The organism is Rhodovulum sulfidophilum DSM 1374 (assembly GCF_001633165.1).
Classification (GTDB): Bacteria; Pseudomonadota; Alphaproteobacteria; order Rhodobacterales; family Rhodobacteraceae; genus Rhodovulum; species Rhodovulum sulfidophilum.
On the sequence record NZ_CP015418.1, the window covers coordinates 2,041,409 to 2,058,769 of the forward strand.

16 protein-coding genes are annotated in these 17,361 nt (G+C 69.2%); 11 read left to right on the plus strand and 5 right to left on the minus strand.

Annotation, left to right across the window (positions count from 1 at the left end):
• Nucleotides 1-23: 23 nt before the first annotated feature.
• Entirely contained in the window at nucleotides 24-779 is a 756-nt protein-coding gene (locus tag A6W98_RS09675; RefSeq protein ID WP_042460866.1) for an SDR family NAD(P)-dependent oxidoreductase, read from the minus strand.
• Between the two features lie 522 nt (nucleotides 780-1,301).
• Between A6W98_RS09675 and A6W98_RS09680 the strand changes: the two genes are divergently transcribed.
• Nucleotides 1,302-2,345 carry an aldo/keto reductase gene (locus tag A6W98_RS09680; RefSeq protein WP_042460873.1) on the plus strand — a complete coding sequence of 348 codons (1,044 nt, stop codon included), beginning with the start codon at nucleotides 1,302-1,304 and terminating at the stop codon, nucleotides 2,343-2,345.
• Between the two features lie 210 nt (nucleotides 2,346-2,555).
• Nucleotides 2,556-4,007 (plus strand): carnitine 3-dehydrogenase, encoded by a 1,452-nt coding sequence (locus A6W98_RS09685; RefSeq protein ID WP_042460876.1) that lies wholly within the window; start codon nucleotides 2,556-2,558, stop codon nucleotides 4,005-4,007.
• A gap of 33 nt (nucleotides 4,008-4,040) precedes the next feature.
• Here A6W98_RS09685 and A6W98_RS09690 read toward each other — a convergent pair whose 3' ends face one another.
• Nucleotides 4,041-4,751: an NUDIX hydrolase gene (locus A6W98_RS09690; RefSeq protein ID WP_042460878.1), complete on the minus strand. Its 711-nt coding sequence runs from the start codon at nucleotides 4,749-4,751 to the stop codon at nucleotides 4,041-4,043.
• On the minus strand, nucleotides 4,709-5,089 hold the full coding sequence (locus tag A6W98_RS09695) for a DUF983 domain-containing protein (protein WP_052677992.1): 381 nt from the start codon (nucleotides 5,087-5,089) through the stop codon (nucleotides 4,709-4,711). Before A6W98_RS09695 ends, A6W98_RS09690 begins: the two co-directional genes overlap by 43 nt.
• 290 nt (nucleotides 5,090-5,379) lie before the next feature.
• Between A6W98_RS09695 and A6W98_RS21930 the strand changes: the two genes are divergently transcribed.
• The 4 genes from A6W98_RS21930 to A6W98_RS09715 all read left to right on the plus strand — a co-directional run bounded on the left by A6W98_RS21930 (nucleotide 5,380) and on the right by A6W98_RS09715 (nucleotide 7,746).
• Nucleotides 5,380-6,189, plus strand: a complete 810-nt coding sequence (locus tag A6W98_RS21930) for an EF-hand domain-containing protein (protein ID WP_052677993.1) — start codon at nucleotides 5,380-5,382, stop codon at nucleotides 6,187-6,189.
• Between the two features lie 81 nt (nucleotides 6,190-6,270).
• Entirely contained in the window at nucleotides 6,271-6,855 is a 585-nt protein-coding gene (locus A6W98_RS09705; protein ID WP_042460883.1) for an RNA polymerase sigma factor, read from the plus strand.
• Nucleotides 6,848-7,222 carry a hypothetical protein gene (locus A6W98_RS09710; protein ID WP_155734765.1) on the plus strand — a complete coding sequence of 125 codons (375 nt, stop codon included), beginning with the start codon at nucleotides 6,848-6,850 and terminating at the stop codon, nucleotides 7,220-7,222. Before A6W98_RS09705 ends, A6W98_RS09710 begins: the two co-directional genes overlap by 8 nt.
• 2 nt (nucleotides 7,223-7,224) lie before the next feature.
• Nucleotides 7,225-7,746 carry a periplasmic heavy metal sensor gene (locus tag A6W98_RS09715; protein ID WP_042460887.1) on the plus strand — a complete coding sequence of 174 codons (522 nt, stop codon included), beginning with the start codon at nucleotides 7,225-7,227 and terminating at the stop codon, nucleotides 7,744-7,746.
• A 158-nt stretch (nucleotides 7,747-7,904) separates the two neighbouring features.
• Here A6W98_RS09715 and A6W98_RS09720 read toward each other — a convergent pair whose 3' ends face one another.
• Complete coding sequence (locus A6W98_RS09720) at nucleotides 7,905-9,287, minus strand: diguanylate cyclase (RefSeq protein WP_231098413.1); 1,383 nt, start codon at nucleotides 9,285-9,287, stop codon at nucleotides 7,905-7,907.
• A gap of 131 nt (nucleotides 9,288-9,418) precedes the next feature.
• On the opposite strand from A6W98_RS09720, the gene A6W98_RS09725 reads away from it, so the two are divergent.
• From A6W98_RS09725 to A6W98_RS09745, 5 genes are all read left to right on the plus strand, one after another.
• Nucleotides 9,419-9,694, plus strand: coding sequence for a DUF3572 domain-containing protein (locus A6W98_RS09725; RefSeq protein WP_042460893.1), 276 nt, complete (start codon nucleotides 9,419-9,421; stop codon nucleotides 9,692-9,694).
• Nucleotides 9,695-9,785: 91 nt separating this feature from the next.
• Nucleotides 9,786-10,496 carry an HAD family hydrolase gene (locus tag A6W98_RS09730; protein ID WP_042460896.1) on the plus strand — a complete coding sequence of 237 codons (711 nt, stop codon included), beginning with the start codon at nucleotides 9,786-9,788 and terminating at the stop codon, nucleotides 10,494-10,496.
• Nucleotides 10,497-10,586: 90 nt separating this feature from the next.
• A complete protein-coding gene (locus A6W98_RS09735; RefSeq protein ID WP_042460899.1) occupies nucleotides 10,587-12,356 on the plus strand; it encodes a DUF4153 domain-containing protein in 1,770 nt (589 codons plus the stop codon).
• Nucleotides 12,357-12,494: 138 nt separating this feature from the next.
• Nucleotides 12,495-13,082, plus strand: a complete 588-nt coding sequence (locus A6W98_RS09740; RefSeq protein ID WP_042460902.1) for a heme NO-binding domain-containing protein — start codon at nucleotides 12,495-12,497, stop codon at nucleotides 13,080-13,082.
• Nucleotides 13,079-14,128, plus strand: a complete 1,050-nt coding sequence (locus tag A6W98_RS09745) for a GGDEF domain-containing protein (protein WP_052677994.1) — start codon at nucleotides 13,079-13,081, stop codon at nucleotides 14,126-14,128. The genes A6W98_RS09740 and A6W98_RS09745 overlap by 4 nt, the downstream gene beginning before the upstream one ends.
• A gap of 128 nt (nucleotides 14,129-14,256) precedes the next feature.
• Here A6W98_RS09745 and A6W98_RS09750 read toward each other — a convergent pair whose 3' ends face one another.
• Nucleotides 14,257-17,361: an efflux RND transporter permease subunit gene (locus A6W98_RS09750; protein WP_042460904.1), complete on the minus strand. Its 3,105-nt coding sequence runs from the start codon at nucleotides 17,359-17,361 to the stop codon at nucleotides 14,257-14,259.

Sequence of the window (17,361 nt, forward strand, 5' to 3'; positions counted from 1 at the left end):
GCTCTGGCATGGCCTTTGGGGGCCTATTGCGCCGTAAATCCGCCATCGGCCAGATGATAGCTGCCGGTGACGAAGCTGGCCCGGTCCGACAACAGGAAGGCCACCAGCCCCGAAATCTCGTCCGACCGGCCCATCCGCCCGACCGGATGCAGCGCGGTGATCCGGGCCTGGGTCTCGGCATCGAGCCCGTCATCGATCATCGGCGTCCTGACGAAGGCGGGGCCGACGGCATTGATGCGGATGCCGCGCCGGGCATAGGCCAGCGCCGCCGATTTCGTCAGGCCCAGCAGCGCATGCTTGGCCGCGACATAGGCCGGCGAGGTGGCCATTCCGACGCTGCCGAGGATCGAGCTCATGTTGACCACCGCCCCACCGCCCGAAGCCTCGATCGCGGGCAGGCCGAAGCGCAGGCCGTAGAAGACGCCGTTGAGGTTGGTGTCGATGACCTCGCGCCAGCCGTCCAGCGGATAGGCCCCGGCATCGGCCGCGGGGCCCGAGATCCCGGCATTGTTGACCAGCAGATGCAGCCCGCCCGTGGTCTCGACCGTGCGCGCGACCAGCGCCTCGACGGCGCCCGGATCGGACACGTCGCAGGGCATGGCATAGGCCTTGCCGCCCGCCGCGGCGATGTCCTCGACCACCGGGGTCAGCTTTGAGGCGGTGCGCGCGGCCAGGCAGACCGTGGCTCCGGATGCGGCCAGTTCATGGGCGATGGCGGCGCCGATCCCGGTGCTTGCCCCGGTGATCAGCGCGGTTTTGCCGTCGAAGCGTATATCCATTTGTTTTTCTCCGTTTGTGGCTCGATCCTCACGCCAGATCGGGGGCGGTGAGGGGCCGTTCAAGCGGGGGTGCCTTTGGGTCGCAGCCGCGACCTCGCCCGGGCTGGACAGGGCCGCCGGGCGGCGCCGGGGCGGCCCGGATCGGAGGCTTTGACATTACGTCTTGTTGTTTAGATGTTCTCTATACGTTTTTCCCGCCTTCCCGGGCGGACGATCTGCTAGACTTCGCCGGTGCAGGGAGGCCGGGATCCGGAAGGGGACCGGCCTCGCGTTTCCGGGGCTCGCGTTTCCGGTCAGGGCGGTTGGTTGTCGAGGTCGCCGTCGGGTTTTGTCACCCCGCGTCGTCGCCTCGTTTCGGCGCCCCGACTGGTGCCCCGACTGAGGATCGACTGGGGATCGGCATGGCGGGGTCGACATGCGGGGCCAGCAGATGGGCGAACCGGAAGGGGCGAGAACAAATCCGCCTTGCACCGGCCCATTCGCGGGATACCTTTTCGTGCGGACTGCAATGAGGGATGGAACATGAGGAAAGTATCGCTGGGCCGCACCGGGCTGGAAGTGTCCTGCCTGTGTCTGGGAACGATGACCTGGGGTAGCCAGAACGACCAGGACGAGGCACATGCCCAGATCGACCTTGCCTGTGAGCGGGGCGTGCAGTTCATGGACACGGCCGAGATGTATCCGGTGGCGCCGGTCCTGGCCGAAACCGTGGGCCGCACCGAACGGATCATCGGCAACTGGTTCAGGGATAGCGGCCGCCGCAAGGACTGGATCGTCGCCACCAAGATGACCGGCGAGGGCATGAAGACGGTGCGCGAGGGCGAACCGGTCTGCCGCGACTCCCTGCTCCGGGCGGTCGAGGGCTCGCTCCGGCGGCTGCGCACCGATTATATCGATATCTACCAGCTGCACTGGCCGAACCGCGGCTCCTATCATTTCCGCAAGAACTGGGCCTACGATCCCTCGCATCAGGACCGCGCCGCGACGCTGGCCAATATGGAAGAGGTGCTCGAAACGCTCGACGAACTGGTCAAGGCGGGCAAGATCCGCCATTTCGGGCTGTCGAACGAAACCGCCTGGGGCATGGCGCAATGGCTGCGCCTGGCCGAGGAAAAGGGCCTGCCGCGGGCGCAGACGCTTCAGAACGAATATTCGCTGCTCTGCCGGCTTTATGACACCGATCTGGCCGAGCTCAGCGTGAACGAGAACCTGCCGCTGCTGGCCTACAGCCCGCTTGCCGCAGGTCTGCTCAGCGGCAAATATGCGGGCGATGTCACGCCCGACGGCTCGCGCCGGTCGCGCAGCCCCGAGCTTGGCGGCCGGATCACGCCCCGGGTCTGGGAGGCGGTGTCGGGCTATCTGGCGATCGCCAAGGCACATGGGCTCGACCCGGTGCAGATGGCGCTTGCCTTCGTTGCCAGCCGCCCCTTCCCGGTGATCCCGATCATCGGCGCGACCTCGACCGCGCAGCTTGAAACCGCCCTGGGCGCGGCCGATCTGACCCTGTCGCCCGAAATCCAGGCCGAGATCGCGGCGATGCACAAGGCCTATCCGATGCCGTTCTGAGGGCGGACCGGGCCTCTTCGGCAGCCCTGCGTTGCATCTCTGGCACGCCCGGTATCCATCGTGCGGGCGATCCGGCCCGGCCCTTGCCCCGCTGGCGGCGGGCGACATTATGGGCGCTGGGGATGGGGGAGTGACCATGGATGTTCACACGGATGACGGGCGCATGAATGGCGGGGCAGGTCGCGGCCGGGCCGCGGCCGGCGCGGCGGCGTGACCGGCTCTGTCGCCATTCTCGGTGCCGGGACCGCCGGTGCGGGCTGGGCGGCGCGCTTTGCCCTGATGGGCTGGGCGGTGCGTGTGTTCGACCCCGATCCGGACGCGGCCGCGCGCGTGGCCTCCGTGCTCGACAATGCCCGTCGCGCGCTGCCGGGCCTGTCGGACCGGCGCTTGCCGCCCGAGGGCGACGTCGTCCATGCCGCCACCATCTCGCAGGCGGTGTCGGGCGCCGACTGGATCCAGGAAAGCGTGCCCGAACGGCTGGACCTCAAGCGCACGCTTTACCAGAAGGTGCAGGAACATGCCGCCGATGACGCGATCATTGCCTCATCGACGGCGGGATTTACCCCGACCGCGCTTTACGGGCAGGGCGCGCGGCGCTGCCAGATCGTCGTGGCGCATCCGTTCAACCCGGTCTATCTGCTGCCGCTGGTCGAGCTGGTCATGGCCGAGGATGCGCCCGGCTGGGCGCTCGAGCGGGCCGAACAGGTGCTGCGCGGCATCGGCATGATGCCGCTGCCGGTCCGGCGCGAGATCGACGGCCATATCGCCGACCGGCTGATGGAGGCGGTCTGGCGCGAGGCGCTCTGGCTGGTGCATGACGGGGTCGCCACCACCGCCGAGATAGACGAGGCGGTGCGGATGGGGGTCGGGCTCAACTGGGCGCAGATGGGGCCGTTCGAATCCGCACTGCTGTCCGGCGGTGCGGCCGGGGTCGACCAGGTGGTGTCGCGGATCGGGCCGGGGCTCGATCTGCCCCGCACCCATCTGACCGAAATGCCCGAGGCGACCGAGGCACTGGCCCGCACCGTGGCCGAACAGGCCGGGACGCAGTCGGGCGGGCGGTCGCTCGAAGAGCTGGAACGGATCCGCGACAGGAACCTCGTCGCGGTGCTCCGGGCGCTGAAATGGGCCGGTTGGGGGGCGGGCGCGCATCTGCGCGACGTCGATGCCCTGCTCGAAAACGGCGCGGCCGAGATCGCCGGGCCGATCCGCAGCGTGGCGCGAACCGTGCCGCTGGACTGGGTCGATCACAACGGCCACATGACCGAGGCGCGCTATATGCAGGTCTTTTCGGACGCGTCCGACCGGGTGGTCGAGCTGATGGGCTGCGACGCGGCCTATATCGCGGGCGGGGCCAGCTTCTCTACCGTCGAATCGCATATCCGCCATCTCGCCGAGGCGAAACCGGGCGCTGCGCTGCATGTCGAGAGCCTGTGCCTGGCCGCGGAAGGCCGCAAGCTCCATCTGTTCCACCGGCTGTTCGCCGAGGGGTGCGAGGTCGCGACCGCAGAGGCCTTGCTGGTGCATGTGAGCCTCGAGACCCGCCAGGCCGCCGAGCCCGGAGCGGAGCTGGCCCGCCGGATGGCCGAGATCGCGCGCGCCCATGCCGCGCTGCCGCGTCCCGCCGGGGTCGGCCGGTCGGTCGGGCAAAAGCCGCTCTAATCCCGGAGCCGCTCCGCCGGTCGCGGTTTTCGGTCAGGCGAGGCGCTGGAATTTCGAGACCGGGGCGCGATTGTCGAAAAACGGCACGCTGGCGGGAGGCAGCCCGCCCCGGATCAGCTGTGTGACCTCGGCCAGCACCACTTCGGTGATGAAGGGCAGGTCGAACCGGCGCACCTCGGCCAGCGGGATCCACTGCAACTGGCTCAGCTCGTCCTCGGCGCGCGAGAAATCGTCGGGGTCGCTGGCCAGCGCCTCGGCCTCGACCAGAAAGAAGCGCGCATCGAAACGCCGCGGCCGCCCCGGCGGGGTGATCGCGCGGAAGATGAAGTGAAAGCCCTCGGGCGAGGGCAGATGCCCCGAGGCGGCAAAGCCGCGCCAGCCCTTCGGAGCCGGGCCGGGCCAGGCGCCGGGGCGCCCGAGGATCAGCCCGGTCTCTTCCCAGAGCTCGCGGATCGCCGCGGCGGCCAGCGCGTCGGCCATGGTGGGGTCGGCCTCGGCCTGCAACCGCGCGGCACAGGCTGCGGCCAGCGGGCAGGCCAGCGGCACCGTGGCATCGACCGGATCGACGGCGCCGCCCGGAAAGACCACCTTGTTGGGCATGAAGGCCGCGCCCGCGCCGCGCTGCCCCATCAGGACGCGCGGCGTCGTGGCGGCATCGCGCAGCACGATCGCCGTTGCCGCATCGCGGATCGGAGGGTCGTCTATTCCGCCGGTTGGCCGAAGCCGTGCATCCGTTTCGCCCATTGCAATGCCACCATCACGCCTTTCAATCTGGGGAGAAGGTAGAGTGCCAGGGCGACGCAGCCAATCGAAAAGACCGAGGTCAGCACCAGAGGGTCGGGACGGAAGACGGCGATGCTGCCCGCGACCAGCGGCGCGCTCAGCAATCCGACGATCAGCACCGTCAGATAGGCGGGGCCGTCATCGGAATGGTGGTGGTGCAGCTCTTCCATGCAGACGGGGCAGTGTTCGCGCACCGCGAGATAGCCCGACAGCATCGGACCCGCTCCGCAATTCGGGCAACGTTTGCACCAGCCGCGCATCACGGCCGCGCCCACGGGTCTGACGTGAGATCCGATCATGTTCTTTGTCCGTGTATCCCATCGCATGCCGCATCCCCGGCCTGCGAGATCAAAACTAGTCAAGCATGGAACCCTTAAAAATGGGGCGGTCTGTCCTTGCGGCGGGATGTCGCAAGTCCGGGGCCCGAGGCGCGGCGGCGGACGAGGTCGCGGCGGCAGGGAAGGCGGGGGACAAGACCGGAAAGAAGACGGGAAAGAAGATGGCGACGGAAACCCGCAGGCGCCCCGTAACAGCTTTCGAAGGCGGACGACGCAAGGTCGCCCGGCAGAGAGGACCGAAGGAGGTCGAGATGGCACGGAATGCAACGAAGATGTCGAGCGCGGCGCTGGCAATCGGGGCGGCGGCGATCCTGTCCCTGGCCGCGCCGGCAATGGCCCAGCAGGGGCCGGGCGCGGGAGCCGCCCGTCAGGGCATGCTCTTTGACCGGATGGATGCCGATGGGGATGGCGCGATCTCGCTGGACGAGTTCACCGCCCGGGCCCGGGCCCGCTTTGCCGGTCTCGATACCGATGGCGATGGCATGCTCTCGCCCGAAGAGGTGCAGAAACTCGGCCCGGCCGGTCGGGCGGGTCGGGCACAGGGCCGCGACAAGGGCGGCTGGCGCCAAGGAGGGCAGGGCTGCGGCATGCAGGCCCGGCATGGCATGCAGCGCGGCGGCGGCATGGGCCAAGGTATGGGCCAGGGTATGGGCCAAGGTATGATGGGCCCGATGGGACCTGGCATGGGCGGGGCCTGCGGTGGTGGTCCGGGTGGCATGGGGCCGCGCGGGGCGATGCAGGGGCAGGGTCCGATGGGCGGCGGCTACGGGATGTTCGGCGGGCTCGATGGTTCGGGACCGATGGGCTATGGCGGCTTCGGCGATCCCTCGCTCAGCCCCGAGGATCGCGCCGCGCGCGCCGAGCGGCTGATCGAGATGCTGGATGGCGATGGCGACGGCCAGCTCAGCGCCGAGGAACTGGCGACCCGGCCCGGGCCCGAAATGATGTTCAACCGCATCGATGCCGATGGCGATGGCAGCCTGTCGCAGGATGAATTCGAGGCCGCCATCCGCACGTTCCGCGGTATGATGCGGCAGCAGGGTCCTGCCGCGCAGCGGTGAGGCAGGGGATGGGCGGCGTTGCCCGGACGGGGCGCCGCCCGCTTGCCGGGGCCCGGGGCGACGGGGTAGGCCGAAAGCAGGATGGACATGCCTTTCGATGCCGGAGACGGAGAAGCCGACGAGGCGTTGCTTCTGGCCTGCGGCCGGGGCGATGCCCGTGCCGCGCGGCTGCTCACGCTCAGGATGACGCCCTGGGTGCTGTCCTATGCCCGTCGCCTGCTGCGCGATGCGGCCGAGGCCGAGGACGTGGCGCAGGAGGCGATGCTGCGGCTCTGGCGGATCGCGCCCGACTGGCGCCCGGGCGAGGCGCGGGTGACGACCTGGCTCTACCGCGTCGTCACCAATCTCTGCACCGACCGGCTGCGTCGCCGGCGCGGCGCTGCACTGGACGAGGTGCCCGAGCCGCCCGATGACAGCCCCGGCGCCGAGGCGCGGTTGCAGCAGGCGGCCCGGGTCGCGGCGCTTGACGCGGCGCTGGCGCGTCTGCCCGAGCGGCAGCGGCAGGCGGTGATCCTGCGGCATATCGAGGGGCTCTCGAACCCCGAGATCGCCGCGGTTCTCGAGATCGGCGTCGAGGCGGTCGAAAGTCTGACCGCCCGGGGCAAACGGGCGCTGGCCCGGACATTGGCCGGGCAGCGCGAGGCATTGGGGTTCGACGATGACTGAACCGAGGATGAAAGACGAGGCGCTCGAGGCGCTGTTCGAGGCGGCGCGGCAGGACCGGTCCGAGCCCTCCGCGGCGCTGATGGCGCGGATCATGGACGACGCGATGGTGACGGCCGCCGCAGGGAGGAGCGCAGGCAGGAGCCTCCCGCGCCGGGCCCGGATGCGGCGTGGCGTTCCGGCGCTGCTGCTGGCCGCCATTGGCGGCTGGCCGGCGCTTGCGGGGGTTGCGGCGGCAGGCGTCTTCGGGCTCTGGATCGGATATGCCGGGCCGGGCGATGTCGGCAGGCTCAGCACCGAGATTCTCGGATCGGCCTATGGACCGGACGATCTGATGTCCAGCCTCGACACTTATCTGACGGAGGGATGAGCATGGCCGACCCAGCAGAGACCGCAGGCCCCCGGCGAGGCCGGAACCGGTTTTCCCTGGCCCTGGGGCTCAGCCTTGCGGTGAATGTGCTGCTGCTGGGCCTGATCGGCGGCGCGGTGCTCGGCCACAGGTCCGGCGTCGGGCGGGACCATGCCGTGACGATGATGGCGCTCGGCCCCTATGGGCGCGCGCTTGCCGATACGGACCGGGCGGCGATCCGCAAGGCGCTGCGGGCCGAGGCGCCGCGGTTCCGCGAAGAGCGGCGCGAGGTGCGGCAGGGCTTCCGCGACATGCTGACCGCGCTGCGCGGCGAGACATTCGATGCCGACCGGATTGCGGCGGTCCTCGACCGACAGGAGGCCCGGGTGCAGGCGCATGCGGGGATGGTGCGCAAGCTGATGCTCGACCGCTTGTCGGCGATGTCGCCGGACGAGCGGTCGGCCTTCGCGGACCGGCTCGAACGGGTGCTGCGGCACGGTCCGCCCGGCCGCAACCGCTGCGAAGCGCCGCCCCATGCCCGCTGATCGCGCCCCGTGATTTAACAGTGATCGTCCGGTGACCGGACTGTCCCGCTCCGCTCCGGCGGCCCGAGAGGTTTTGCGTTTTCCACCCCCTGTTTGGCCGTGCTGTCTTTGTCGCAGGGCCTTCTCGCAAGGGGGATTGCGCGGGCCCGCAAGTGCGGTCAGGCCGCGCTGCGCGACATCTCGACGGTGTTTCGCCCCGAGGCCTTGGCACCGTAAAGCGCGCGGTCGGCATGCTCCATCAGCTCGCGCACCTTGGCTTCGAGATCGACCTGGCCGGTGACGAAGGCGCGGCCGTCGCCGATCGCCACGCCCACGCTGATCGTCACCGGGATCTCGCCGGCGCCGCCGGGCAGCGCCACGGGACGGCGCTCGATCGCCCGGCGCAGCCGCTCGGCGGTGCCGCAGGCGCGCTCGGCATCGGTTTCGGGCAGCGCCACCATGAATTCCTCGCCGCCGATCCGCGCGATCAGATCGACCGCGCGCAGGTTTTCCTTGAGCCGCCGCGCCACCTCGACCAGCACGGCATCGCCCGAGGCATGGCCGTAATGGTCGTTGACCAGCTTGAAGCGGTCGATGTCGAGGATCATCAGCGCGAAGCTTCGCCCGGTCTCGGCGGCGCGCTCGGCGACCCGGGCGACATGGGGCAGGGCATAGCGGCGGTTGAACAGCCCCGTCAGCGGATCGGTTACCGCCAGCCGGAGCCCGTCCTCCAGCGTTGCCCGCAGCCGGTCGGACTGGGTCTTGCGCCGGATCTGCATCTTGATCCTGAGCGCCAGTTCCTGCGCGTCCATCGGGTCGGCGATCAGGTCGTTGGCCCCCAGATCGAGCGCCATCGCCGCGGTTTCGCGGGCCGCCTCGGGCACCACGATCAGGATCGCGGCATCGCGCGAGCCGGGATGGGCGCGCAGTTCGCTGACCATCCTGAGGCCCGCCCCCTCGGCCGTCAGGTCGGCGTCGATCACATAGGCATCGGGCTGTGCCGCGCCGGGTTGCGGGTTCAGCGCCTCGGCCCGGCTCAGCACCGTCAGGCTGTCCGAGATCAGCGGCACCAGCGCCGCGCGCCAGGCCCGCGCCCGCCTCGGATCGCTGGCGATCAGCGCGACCAGGCCGGGCGGTGCGAAATTCGGGGCCGCCTCGGCAAAGCCCAGCACCTGGTGGGTGCCGTTGCGCAGCGCCAGTTCCTCGGCGGTTTCCCGTGCCCGGAGCAGGCTGCGCACCCGCGCCAGCAGGATCATCTCGTCGAGCGGCTTCGACAGGAATTCGTCGGCCCCGGCCTCCAGCGCGCGCATCTTGGTCTCGGGCGCGCGGCCCGCGGTGACCACGATCAGCGGGATCGAGGCGGTCTCGCGACCGGCCTTGAGCCGCCGGCAGAGGTCGGTACCCTCGATATCGGGCAGGCACATGTCCAGCAGGATCAGGTCCGGGCGTTCGGTGCGCGCCAGTTCGAGAGCCGTCCGGCCGTCGCTGGCCTGGAGGACCTGGTAATGGGCGTTGCGAAGACGAACCTTCATCACGATCCGGTTGGTCGCAACGTCATCCACGATCAATATTCGGCGAGACATCGGCTCTCCACAGGAAATGTGTTTGGGAACCATTTACCCTGTTTTTCGGGGTTCATTTTTGAGAGGTATTCGTTAACAAACCCTTTAACGTTTGGTCAGGGTGCCAGTGGATGCAGGATTTCGCCGAAACCGTTGCGCTTGAGGCGCTGGCCTGGCTGGTCGGCGACGAAGAGCTTCTGCCGGTCTTTCTCGGGGCAACGGGGGCCAGCGCGGGCGATTTGCGCGACCGGGCCTCGGAGCCGGAGTTCCTTGCGTCGGTGCTGGACTTCCTGCTGCTCGACGATGCCTGGGTGCTGCGGTTCTGCGCCGCCTGCGGGCGGCCCGGCGAGGCGGTCATGGCGGCGCGGGCGGGACTGCCCGGGGGCGCCGATCCGCACTGGACCTGACTGACCGGCATTTTCATTGCTTTTCGATCCGCGGGGGCTTGCAGCCGGGCGGTGCGCCCCGCAGAACGGGCCGGGACAGACAGGAACCGGCATGACCAGGATCTCGGCAATCCTTTTCGACAAGGATGGAACGCTTTTCGATTTTCAGCGCAGCTGGGCGGGCTGGGCGCTCGATCTGCTGACCGAGCTCGCGCAGGGCAATCCGGCGCGGCGCGCGGCGCTGGCCAGCGCGCTGGGCTTCGACCTTTGTGCCGCGCGCTTCCGTCCCGACAGTCCGGTGGTCGCGGGCACCACCGATGATGTCGTGCGTCGGCTGCTGCCGCATCTGCCGGAATGGCGGGCCGAAGCGCTGGCGCGGCATCTGACCGAGGCCTCGGTCGCCGCGCCCATGGTGCCCGCCGTCGCGCTCGGCCCGCTTCTGGAGGGGCTTGCCGCGCGCGGTCTCGTGCTCGGGGTCGCGACCAATGATGCCGAGGCGCCCGCGCTGGCCCAGCTCGAGGCGGCGGGCGTGCGCGGGGCCTTCGATTTCATCGCGGGCTTCGACAGCGGCCATGGCGCCAAGCCGGGGCCGGGGCAGGTTCTGGCCTTCGCCGCCGCCACCGGCCGCAGTCCGGACGAGGTGCTGATGGTGGGCGACAGCCGGTTCGATCTGGCCGCGGGCCGGGCCGCGGGGGCCGCGACCGCGGGCGTTCTGACCGGGACTGCGCGCGCCGAGGATCTGTCCGATCTGGCCGGGGTCGTGCTGCCCGATGTCGGCGCGCTTCCGGATTATCTCGACGGGATCGCGGCCGGACGCGGCTGACCGCCGAGCGGGTTCCGGGCCCGGCCCGGTGCTCTGGTCCGCGCCCGCGCCCGGCGCTATGGTCGCGCGACGACGATCAGGGAGACAGCGATGGCGGACGGAACGCAAGGCCTGCCGGGGCGGTGGAGCTACGGGGCTCTGGGCGGGGGCGCCGGGCTTGCGGCCTGGCTGCTGTTCGAGCTCCTGCCCGGGCCGATGGCCGGAATGACCCGGCTTCACCTCTTGCTGTCCTCCTTCGGCACCGCCTTCTTCATCGCCGCCCTTGCCATGGCGGGCGCGCTCAGGCTGGGCCGGGCGCTGGCGGCGGCGGCCCTCTTGGCCCTGCCGATGGCCGGGCTGATGACCTGGGCCAGCCTGCGCTTCGACACGGTCGCGGGCGCGCTCGACGATATCGTCGCGCCCGCCGCCTTTGCCGCCTTGCTGGTTCTGGCGCCGCCCTTCCTGATCGCCGGTTTCTCGCCCGGGGGGCGCTGGCTCGATTACGGCGCGCTGTTCACCCGGTCCTGGGAGATCGTGGTGCGCTTTTCCGCGGCCTGGCTTTTCGTCGGCCTGGCCTGGGGGATCCTGTTCCTGTCGAACGCGCTTTTCGGCCTGGTCGGGCTCGAGGTGATCGAATGGCTGCTCGAGCTCGAGCCGGTGCCCTATCTGCTGACCGGTCTCACGCTGGGGCTGGCGCTGGCGGTCGTCGGCGAGCGCTCCGAATACCTGTCGCCCGAGCTGATGCTGGGTCTGTTCCGGCTGCTGCTGCCGGTGGTGCTGGCCGTGGTCGCGGTATTTCTGCTGGCCTTGCCGCTGCGTGGGATCGGGCATCTGTTCGGCGGTCTTTCGGCGGCCTCGATCCTGCTGGCCACGGCATTCGGGGCGGTCACGCTGATTTCCTCGGCCGCCGATGCCGGAGAGGCGTGTCGTCCCCGGGGCGCACTGGCCGAGAGCTGCGCGCGGCTTCTGGCGCTGCTGCTGCCGGTTCTGGCCGCGCTGGCCGGAACCGCGGTGGCGATGCGGCTGGGGCAGTATGGCGCGACGCCCGAACGGGTGCTGGCCGCGGTTCTGGCCCTGCTGGCGATGGGCTACGGGCTCGGCTATGCCCTCGCCGCGCTCGGGCGGCGGCGCTGGGCGACCGGGGTGCGGCGGGTCAATGTGGCGATGGCGTTGACCGCGATGGTGCTGGCGGCGGGGCTTTTGACCCCGCTGCTCGATCCGCAGCGGATCTCGGCGGCCGATCAGGTGGCGCGCTATGCCGACGGGCGCGTTCCGGCCGACAAGCTCGATCTCTGGACCCTCGGCCATGACTGGGGCCGGGCGGGGCAGGCCGCGCTCGAGCGGCTTGCCGCGATGGAGGACGGCTCCGGCGCCGAGGCGATGGAGCGGCAGCTTGCGGCGCTGAAGGGCGCAGCGAGCCGCGCCGATTTCGAGCTGGCGCGGCGGGGCCGGGCACTTGCCGACGACCGCAGCAGCCTGGCCCTGACGCTGCCGGTCCGCCCCGAAGGCGCGACGCTGCCCGAGGGCTTCGTTGCCGGTCTGCGGCCCTGGGAGGTTCGGCAGATTTCCGAAGCCTGCGCCGCGCGCACGGCCGGCGGCAACCCTTCCTGCGTTGCGGTTCTGGCCGATCTTTCGGGGGCCCGGCCCGGCGACGAGATCCTGATCCTCGCCCAGCGCCCGGGCGAGGGCCCGCTTCTGCGCGCCTATTTCCCCGAGGCGGGCGGCTATACGATGCGCAGTCCCGACTATCTCGGCGGGGCCGATCCCTATCGCGATGCGGGGGCGGCCATCGATGCCCTGATCGCGGGCCGCTACGATCTGCGGCCGATGCAGCTCAATGCGCTCGAGGTCGAGGGCCGGACGCTGTTCTTCGGGCGCTGAGCCCCGTTACGGACCCCCGGCACTCACCCCGGGCGCGCGCCGGAAGACCCGGAAGACGCGGTGGCATCTTTGCCATTTCTTAAGTCGACGCGCAGAGGATCGCGCCTGCCATATCGTTCAGGGAGTGGGCCGGTTCCTATGCAAGGGCTGATCAATCGCGCCATCCATTTCTTTCTTGCCGATACTTACGGTCAGCAGGTGTGGGCCGATATCGTGCGCGATGCCGGGCTTGAACGTCACGCCTTCGAGGCCATGCTGAACTACGAGGATGCCACGACCGAGGCGCTGCTTGTCTCGGCCAGCGCCCGGCTGGCTCTGCCGCAGGCCATGCTGCTGGAGGATCTGGGAACCTATCTGGTGTCGCAGAGCGCGCTGGAACCGGTCCGGCGTCTGCTGCGCTTCGGCGGCGAGACATTCCTCGAGTTCCTGTTCTCGCTGGAGGATCTGCCCGACCGCGCGCGGCTTGCCGTGCCCGATCTGGTGCTGCCCGAGCTGCGCCTGTCCGAAGATGCCACCGACGGATACCGGCTCGACTGTCGCGGCGACTGGCCCGCGGCCTTCTATATCCTGCAGGGGCTGCTTCGGGCGATGGCCGACGATTACGGGGCGCTGGTTCTGCTCGAACCGCTTGAGGAACGACCCGATGGCGGCCTTCTCGGGGTGCGCCTGCTCGACACCGCCTTCTCGGCCGGCCGCAGCTTCTCGCTGAAGGGGCCGCTGGCATGAAGATGCCGCCCGACATGCCGGGGCAGGGGGCGATGCAGGAGGTGGGACCGGCCCTGTCCGGTGCCGCGCTCGACCGGCTGATGCCGATGCATCTCTGGATCGACGCCAGCGGCGAGGTGATCCGGGCCGGGCCGACATTGCAGCGTCTGGCCGGGGCGCCGCTGGCGCTGCGCGCCTGGACCGAGATCGTGACATTGCGCCGGCCCCGCGCGACCCGCCGGCTGGAAGAGCTGTTGCAGATGCAGGGCGGTGCGCTCAAGTTCACGCTGAATGCCCGGCCCGAGATCGCGCTCAAGGGGCTGGTGGTGCCCCTGCCCGGAGGGGCGGCGCTCCTGAACCTGTCGCTCGGGATTTCGCTGGTCGATGCCGTCGGCCGCTTCGACCTCACATCCTCCGATTTCGCGCCGACCGACCTTGCGATCGAGCTTCTCTATCTCAACGAGGCCAAGACCGCGGTGGTGGGAGAGCTTCGGCGGCTGGCGCTCCGGCTGAACGGGGCGAGGCTCACCGCCGAGGTCGAGGCGGCGACCGACATGCTGACCGGGCTTGCCAACCGCCGGGCCCTGGACGATGCGCTGGGGCGGCTGTCTGCAAGCAGTCTGCCTTTCGCGCTGATGCAACTCGATCTCGACCTGTTCAAGGCGGTCAATGACAATCATGGTCATGGCATGGGCGATGCCGTTCTGCGCATGGTCGCGGCGGTGTTGCGCAGCCATTTCCGAAGCCGCGATGTCATCGCCCGGGTCGGGGGGGACGAGTTCGTGGTGCTGATGGTCGATTTCGTCGACCGCGATCATCTCTTGTCCCATGCCTCCCGGCTGATCGAACGGATCGAGCAACCGATGGAATTTCAAGGAGTGGACTGCCGGATTTCGGCCAGTATCGGCATCGCGGTCGCGACCCTGGCGCGCCGGCCGTCTTGCGACGTGCTTCTGCAGGAGGCCGATATCGCGCTTTACGAATCGAAGCGGCGCGGTCGCGGCCGGGCCACCTTCTACGACGACTGGCAACGCCGCCGCCACGGTCCCGGCGACACGGCATTCTGAACCGGTCCTGATCCCTTCCCCCACCACGGCTTGCCGCGAAGGCCCGGCGGGACGTGGCCCCAAATGAAAACGCCCGGCCGTTATCGGCCGGGCGTCTCTGGGCGATGCGTGCCTTTCCGGCGCGCTGTCTACTTGGCCATGCGGCCGCCCGCGATCTTCCGGATCGCGGTGTAGAACAGCGGCACGAACAGCACGCCGAGGATGGTGGCGCTGAGCGTGCCGCCCAGAACGCCCGAGCCGATGGCGTTGCGCCCGCCCGAGCCCGCGCCCGAGCTCAGCACCAGCGGCAGAACGCCAAGGCTGAAGGCCATCGAGGTCATGATGATCGGACGGAACCGCTGTTGGGCGGCATGGACGACGGCCTCGAACAGGCTCGAGCCCGCCTCTTGCCGGTCGCGGGCGAACTCGACGATCAGGATCGCGTTCTTGCCGGTCAGGCCGATCACCGTCAGCAGGGCGACCTGGAAGAACACGCCGTTCTCGAAACCGCCGAGCCAGGCTGCCAGAAGCGCGCCCAGAACCCCGATCGGCATCGCCAGCATCACCGCGAAGGGGATCGCCCAGCTTTCGTACAGCGCGGCGAGGCAGAGGAACACCGCCGCCAGCGACAGCGCGTAGAGAAGCGGTGCCTGGCTGCCGGATTCGCGCTCTTCCAGCGACAGGCCGGTCCAGGCGATGGCAAAGCCCGGCGGCAGCTGGCTGGCCAGCCGCTCCATCTCGGCCATGGCCTCGCCGGTGGTCACGCCCCCGGCCGGCGAGCCCTGAAGCGACATCGAGGGCATGCCGTTATAGCGGGTCAGGCCCTGGGCGCCGAATTCCCAGTTCGCGGTCGAGATGTTCGAGAAGGGCACCAGCCCGCCCGAGTCGTTCCGGATCCGCCAGAGCTCGATATCCTGGGGTGTCGCCCGCGCTTCGGCCTCGCCCTGGACATAGACCCGCTTGATGCGTCCGCGATCGACGAAGTCGTTCACGTATTTCCCCGCCCAGGCGACCGACAGCAGATTGCCCACCTCGGTCGCCGACAGCCCCATGGCACCGGCTGCGCGCCAATCTATATCCAGATTGAACTGGGCCGCATCCTCAAGCCCGTTGGGCCGGATCGACCCGATCAGCGGGCTTTGCGAGGCCATCCCCAGCAGCTGGTTGCGCGCGGCAAGAAGCTCCTGGTGGCTCTGTCCGCCGCGGGCCTGCAGGTAGAAGTCGAAGCCCGAAACGTTGCCAAGCTCGATCACCGAGGGCGGCACGATCGGGAATACCATCGCGTCCTGGATCTGGCTGAAGGCGCCGAAGGCACGCCCGGCGATGGCCTGCACGCTTTGCGACGGGTCCTCGCGTTCGTCCCAGTCCTTGAGCTGGACGAAGCCGAGCCCCATGTTCTGCCCCTGTCCGGCGAAGGAGAAGCCGACCACGGTGAAGACCGAATTGACGTTCTCGGCCTCGGTGGTCAGGTAGTAGTTCTGGATCTCGTCGGCCACCGCCTGGGTGCGTTCGGCCGAGGCGCCGGTCGGCCCCTGGATCAGCGTGAACAGGATGCCCTGATCCTCTTCGGGCAGGAAGCCGGTGGGCGTCCTGATGAAGAGCAGCGCCATTACCGCGGCCAGGGCGATGTAGATCACGCCGACCCGAAGCGGCCGCCGCACGATCCAGCCCACGGTCGAGGCATAGCCGCCGGCGACCTTCTCGAACAGGATGTTGAACCAGCCGAACGGACCGCGATGGGTATGGACCGCATCCTTCGAGCGCAGGATCGAGGCGCAGAGCGCGGGCGTCAGGGTCAGCGCGACCAGCACCGACAGCGCCATTGCCGAGACGATGGTGACCGAGAACTGCTGGTAGATGACGCCGGTCGAGCCTCCGAAGAAGGCCATCGGGATGAACACCGCCGACAGCACCAGCGCGATGCCGACAAGGGCGCCGGTGATCTGGCCCATCGACTTGCGCGTGGCCTCGCGCGGGGACAGGCCCTCTTCCTCGATGATCCGCTCGACGTTCTCGACCACGACGATGGCGTCGTCGACCAGAAGGCCGATGGCCAGCACCATGGCCAGCATGGTCAGCGTGTTGATCGAATAGCCGAAGACCGCGAGCACGCCGAAGGTGCCCAACAGGACGACGGGCACGGCCAGCGTCGGGATCAGCGTTGCCCGGAGGTTCTGCAGGAACAGAAGCATCACGAGGAACACGAGGATGATCGCCTCGAACAGGGTCTTGACCACCTCGTCGATCGAGATCTTGACGAAGGGGGTGGTGTCGTAGGGGATCACGTAATCGACGTTATCGGGGAAGAACTCGGCGAATTCGTCGATCTTGGCCTTGACCCGGTCTGCCGTGTCGAGCGCGTTGGCGCCGGGCGCGAGCCGCAGCGCCATGCCGGCGGCGGGCTGGCCGTTCCGGCGGGCGATGGTGGAGTAGTTCTCGGCACCGATCTCGACCCTGGCGACATCCTTCAGTAAAACAAGTCCCCCGTCGGTTTCGGCGCGCAGCACGATCTGCTCGAAATCCTCGGGCTTGGTCAGCAGCGATTGCGCGGTGATCGTCGCGTTCAGTTGCTGGCCGTCGGGGGCGGGCAGGGACCCGAAGGCCCCGGCCGAAATCTGCGCGTTCTCGGCCGAGACCGCCGAGACCACGTCCGAGGGGGTCATGTCATAGGCGGCGAGCTTGGAGGGATCGAGCCAGATCCGCATCGCATATTGCGAGCCGAAGACCTGCACCTCGCCGATGCCCTCGACCCGGGCGAATTCGTCGACGAGGTTGGCTTCCATGTAGTCCGACAGGTCGACCTGATCGAGCGTGCCGTCCTTCGAGATCAGCGCGATCACCATCAGGAAGCTGGCCGAGGATTTGCGCACGGTCACGCCCTGGCGCTGAACCGTCTCGGGCAGCAGCGCGGTCGCCTGTGCCAGCTTGTTCTGCACCTGCACCTGGGCGATGTCGGGGTCGGTGCCGGTCTCGAAGGTCAGATCGATCGAGGCGCCGCCTTCCGAGGTCGATGACGACGAGATGTAGCGCAGCCCGTCGAGGCCGGTCATCTGCTGTTCGATCACTTGGGTCACGGTATTGGCGACCGTTTCGGCCGAGGCGCCGGGATAGCTTGCATGCACCGTCACGTTGGGCGGGGCGATCTGCGGGTATTGCGCGACCGGCAGGGTCGAGATCGACAGCAGCCCGATCCCCATGATGAGGATCGAGATGACCCAGGCGAAGACCGGGCGGTCAATGAAGAAACGGGCCAT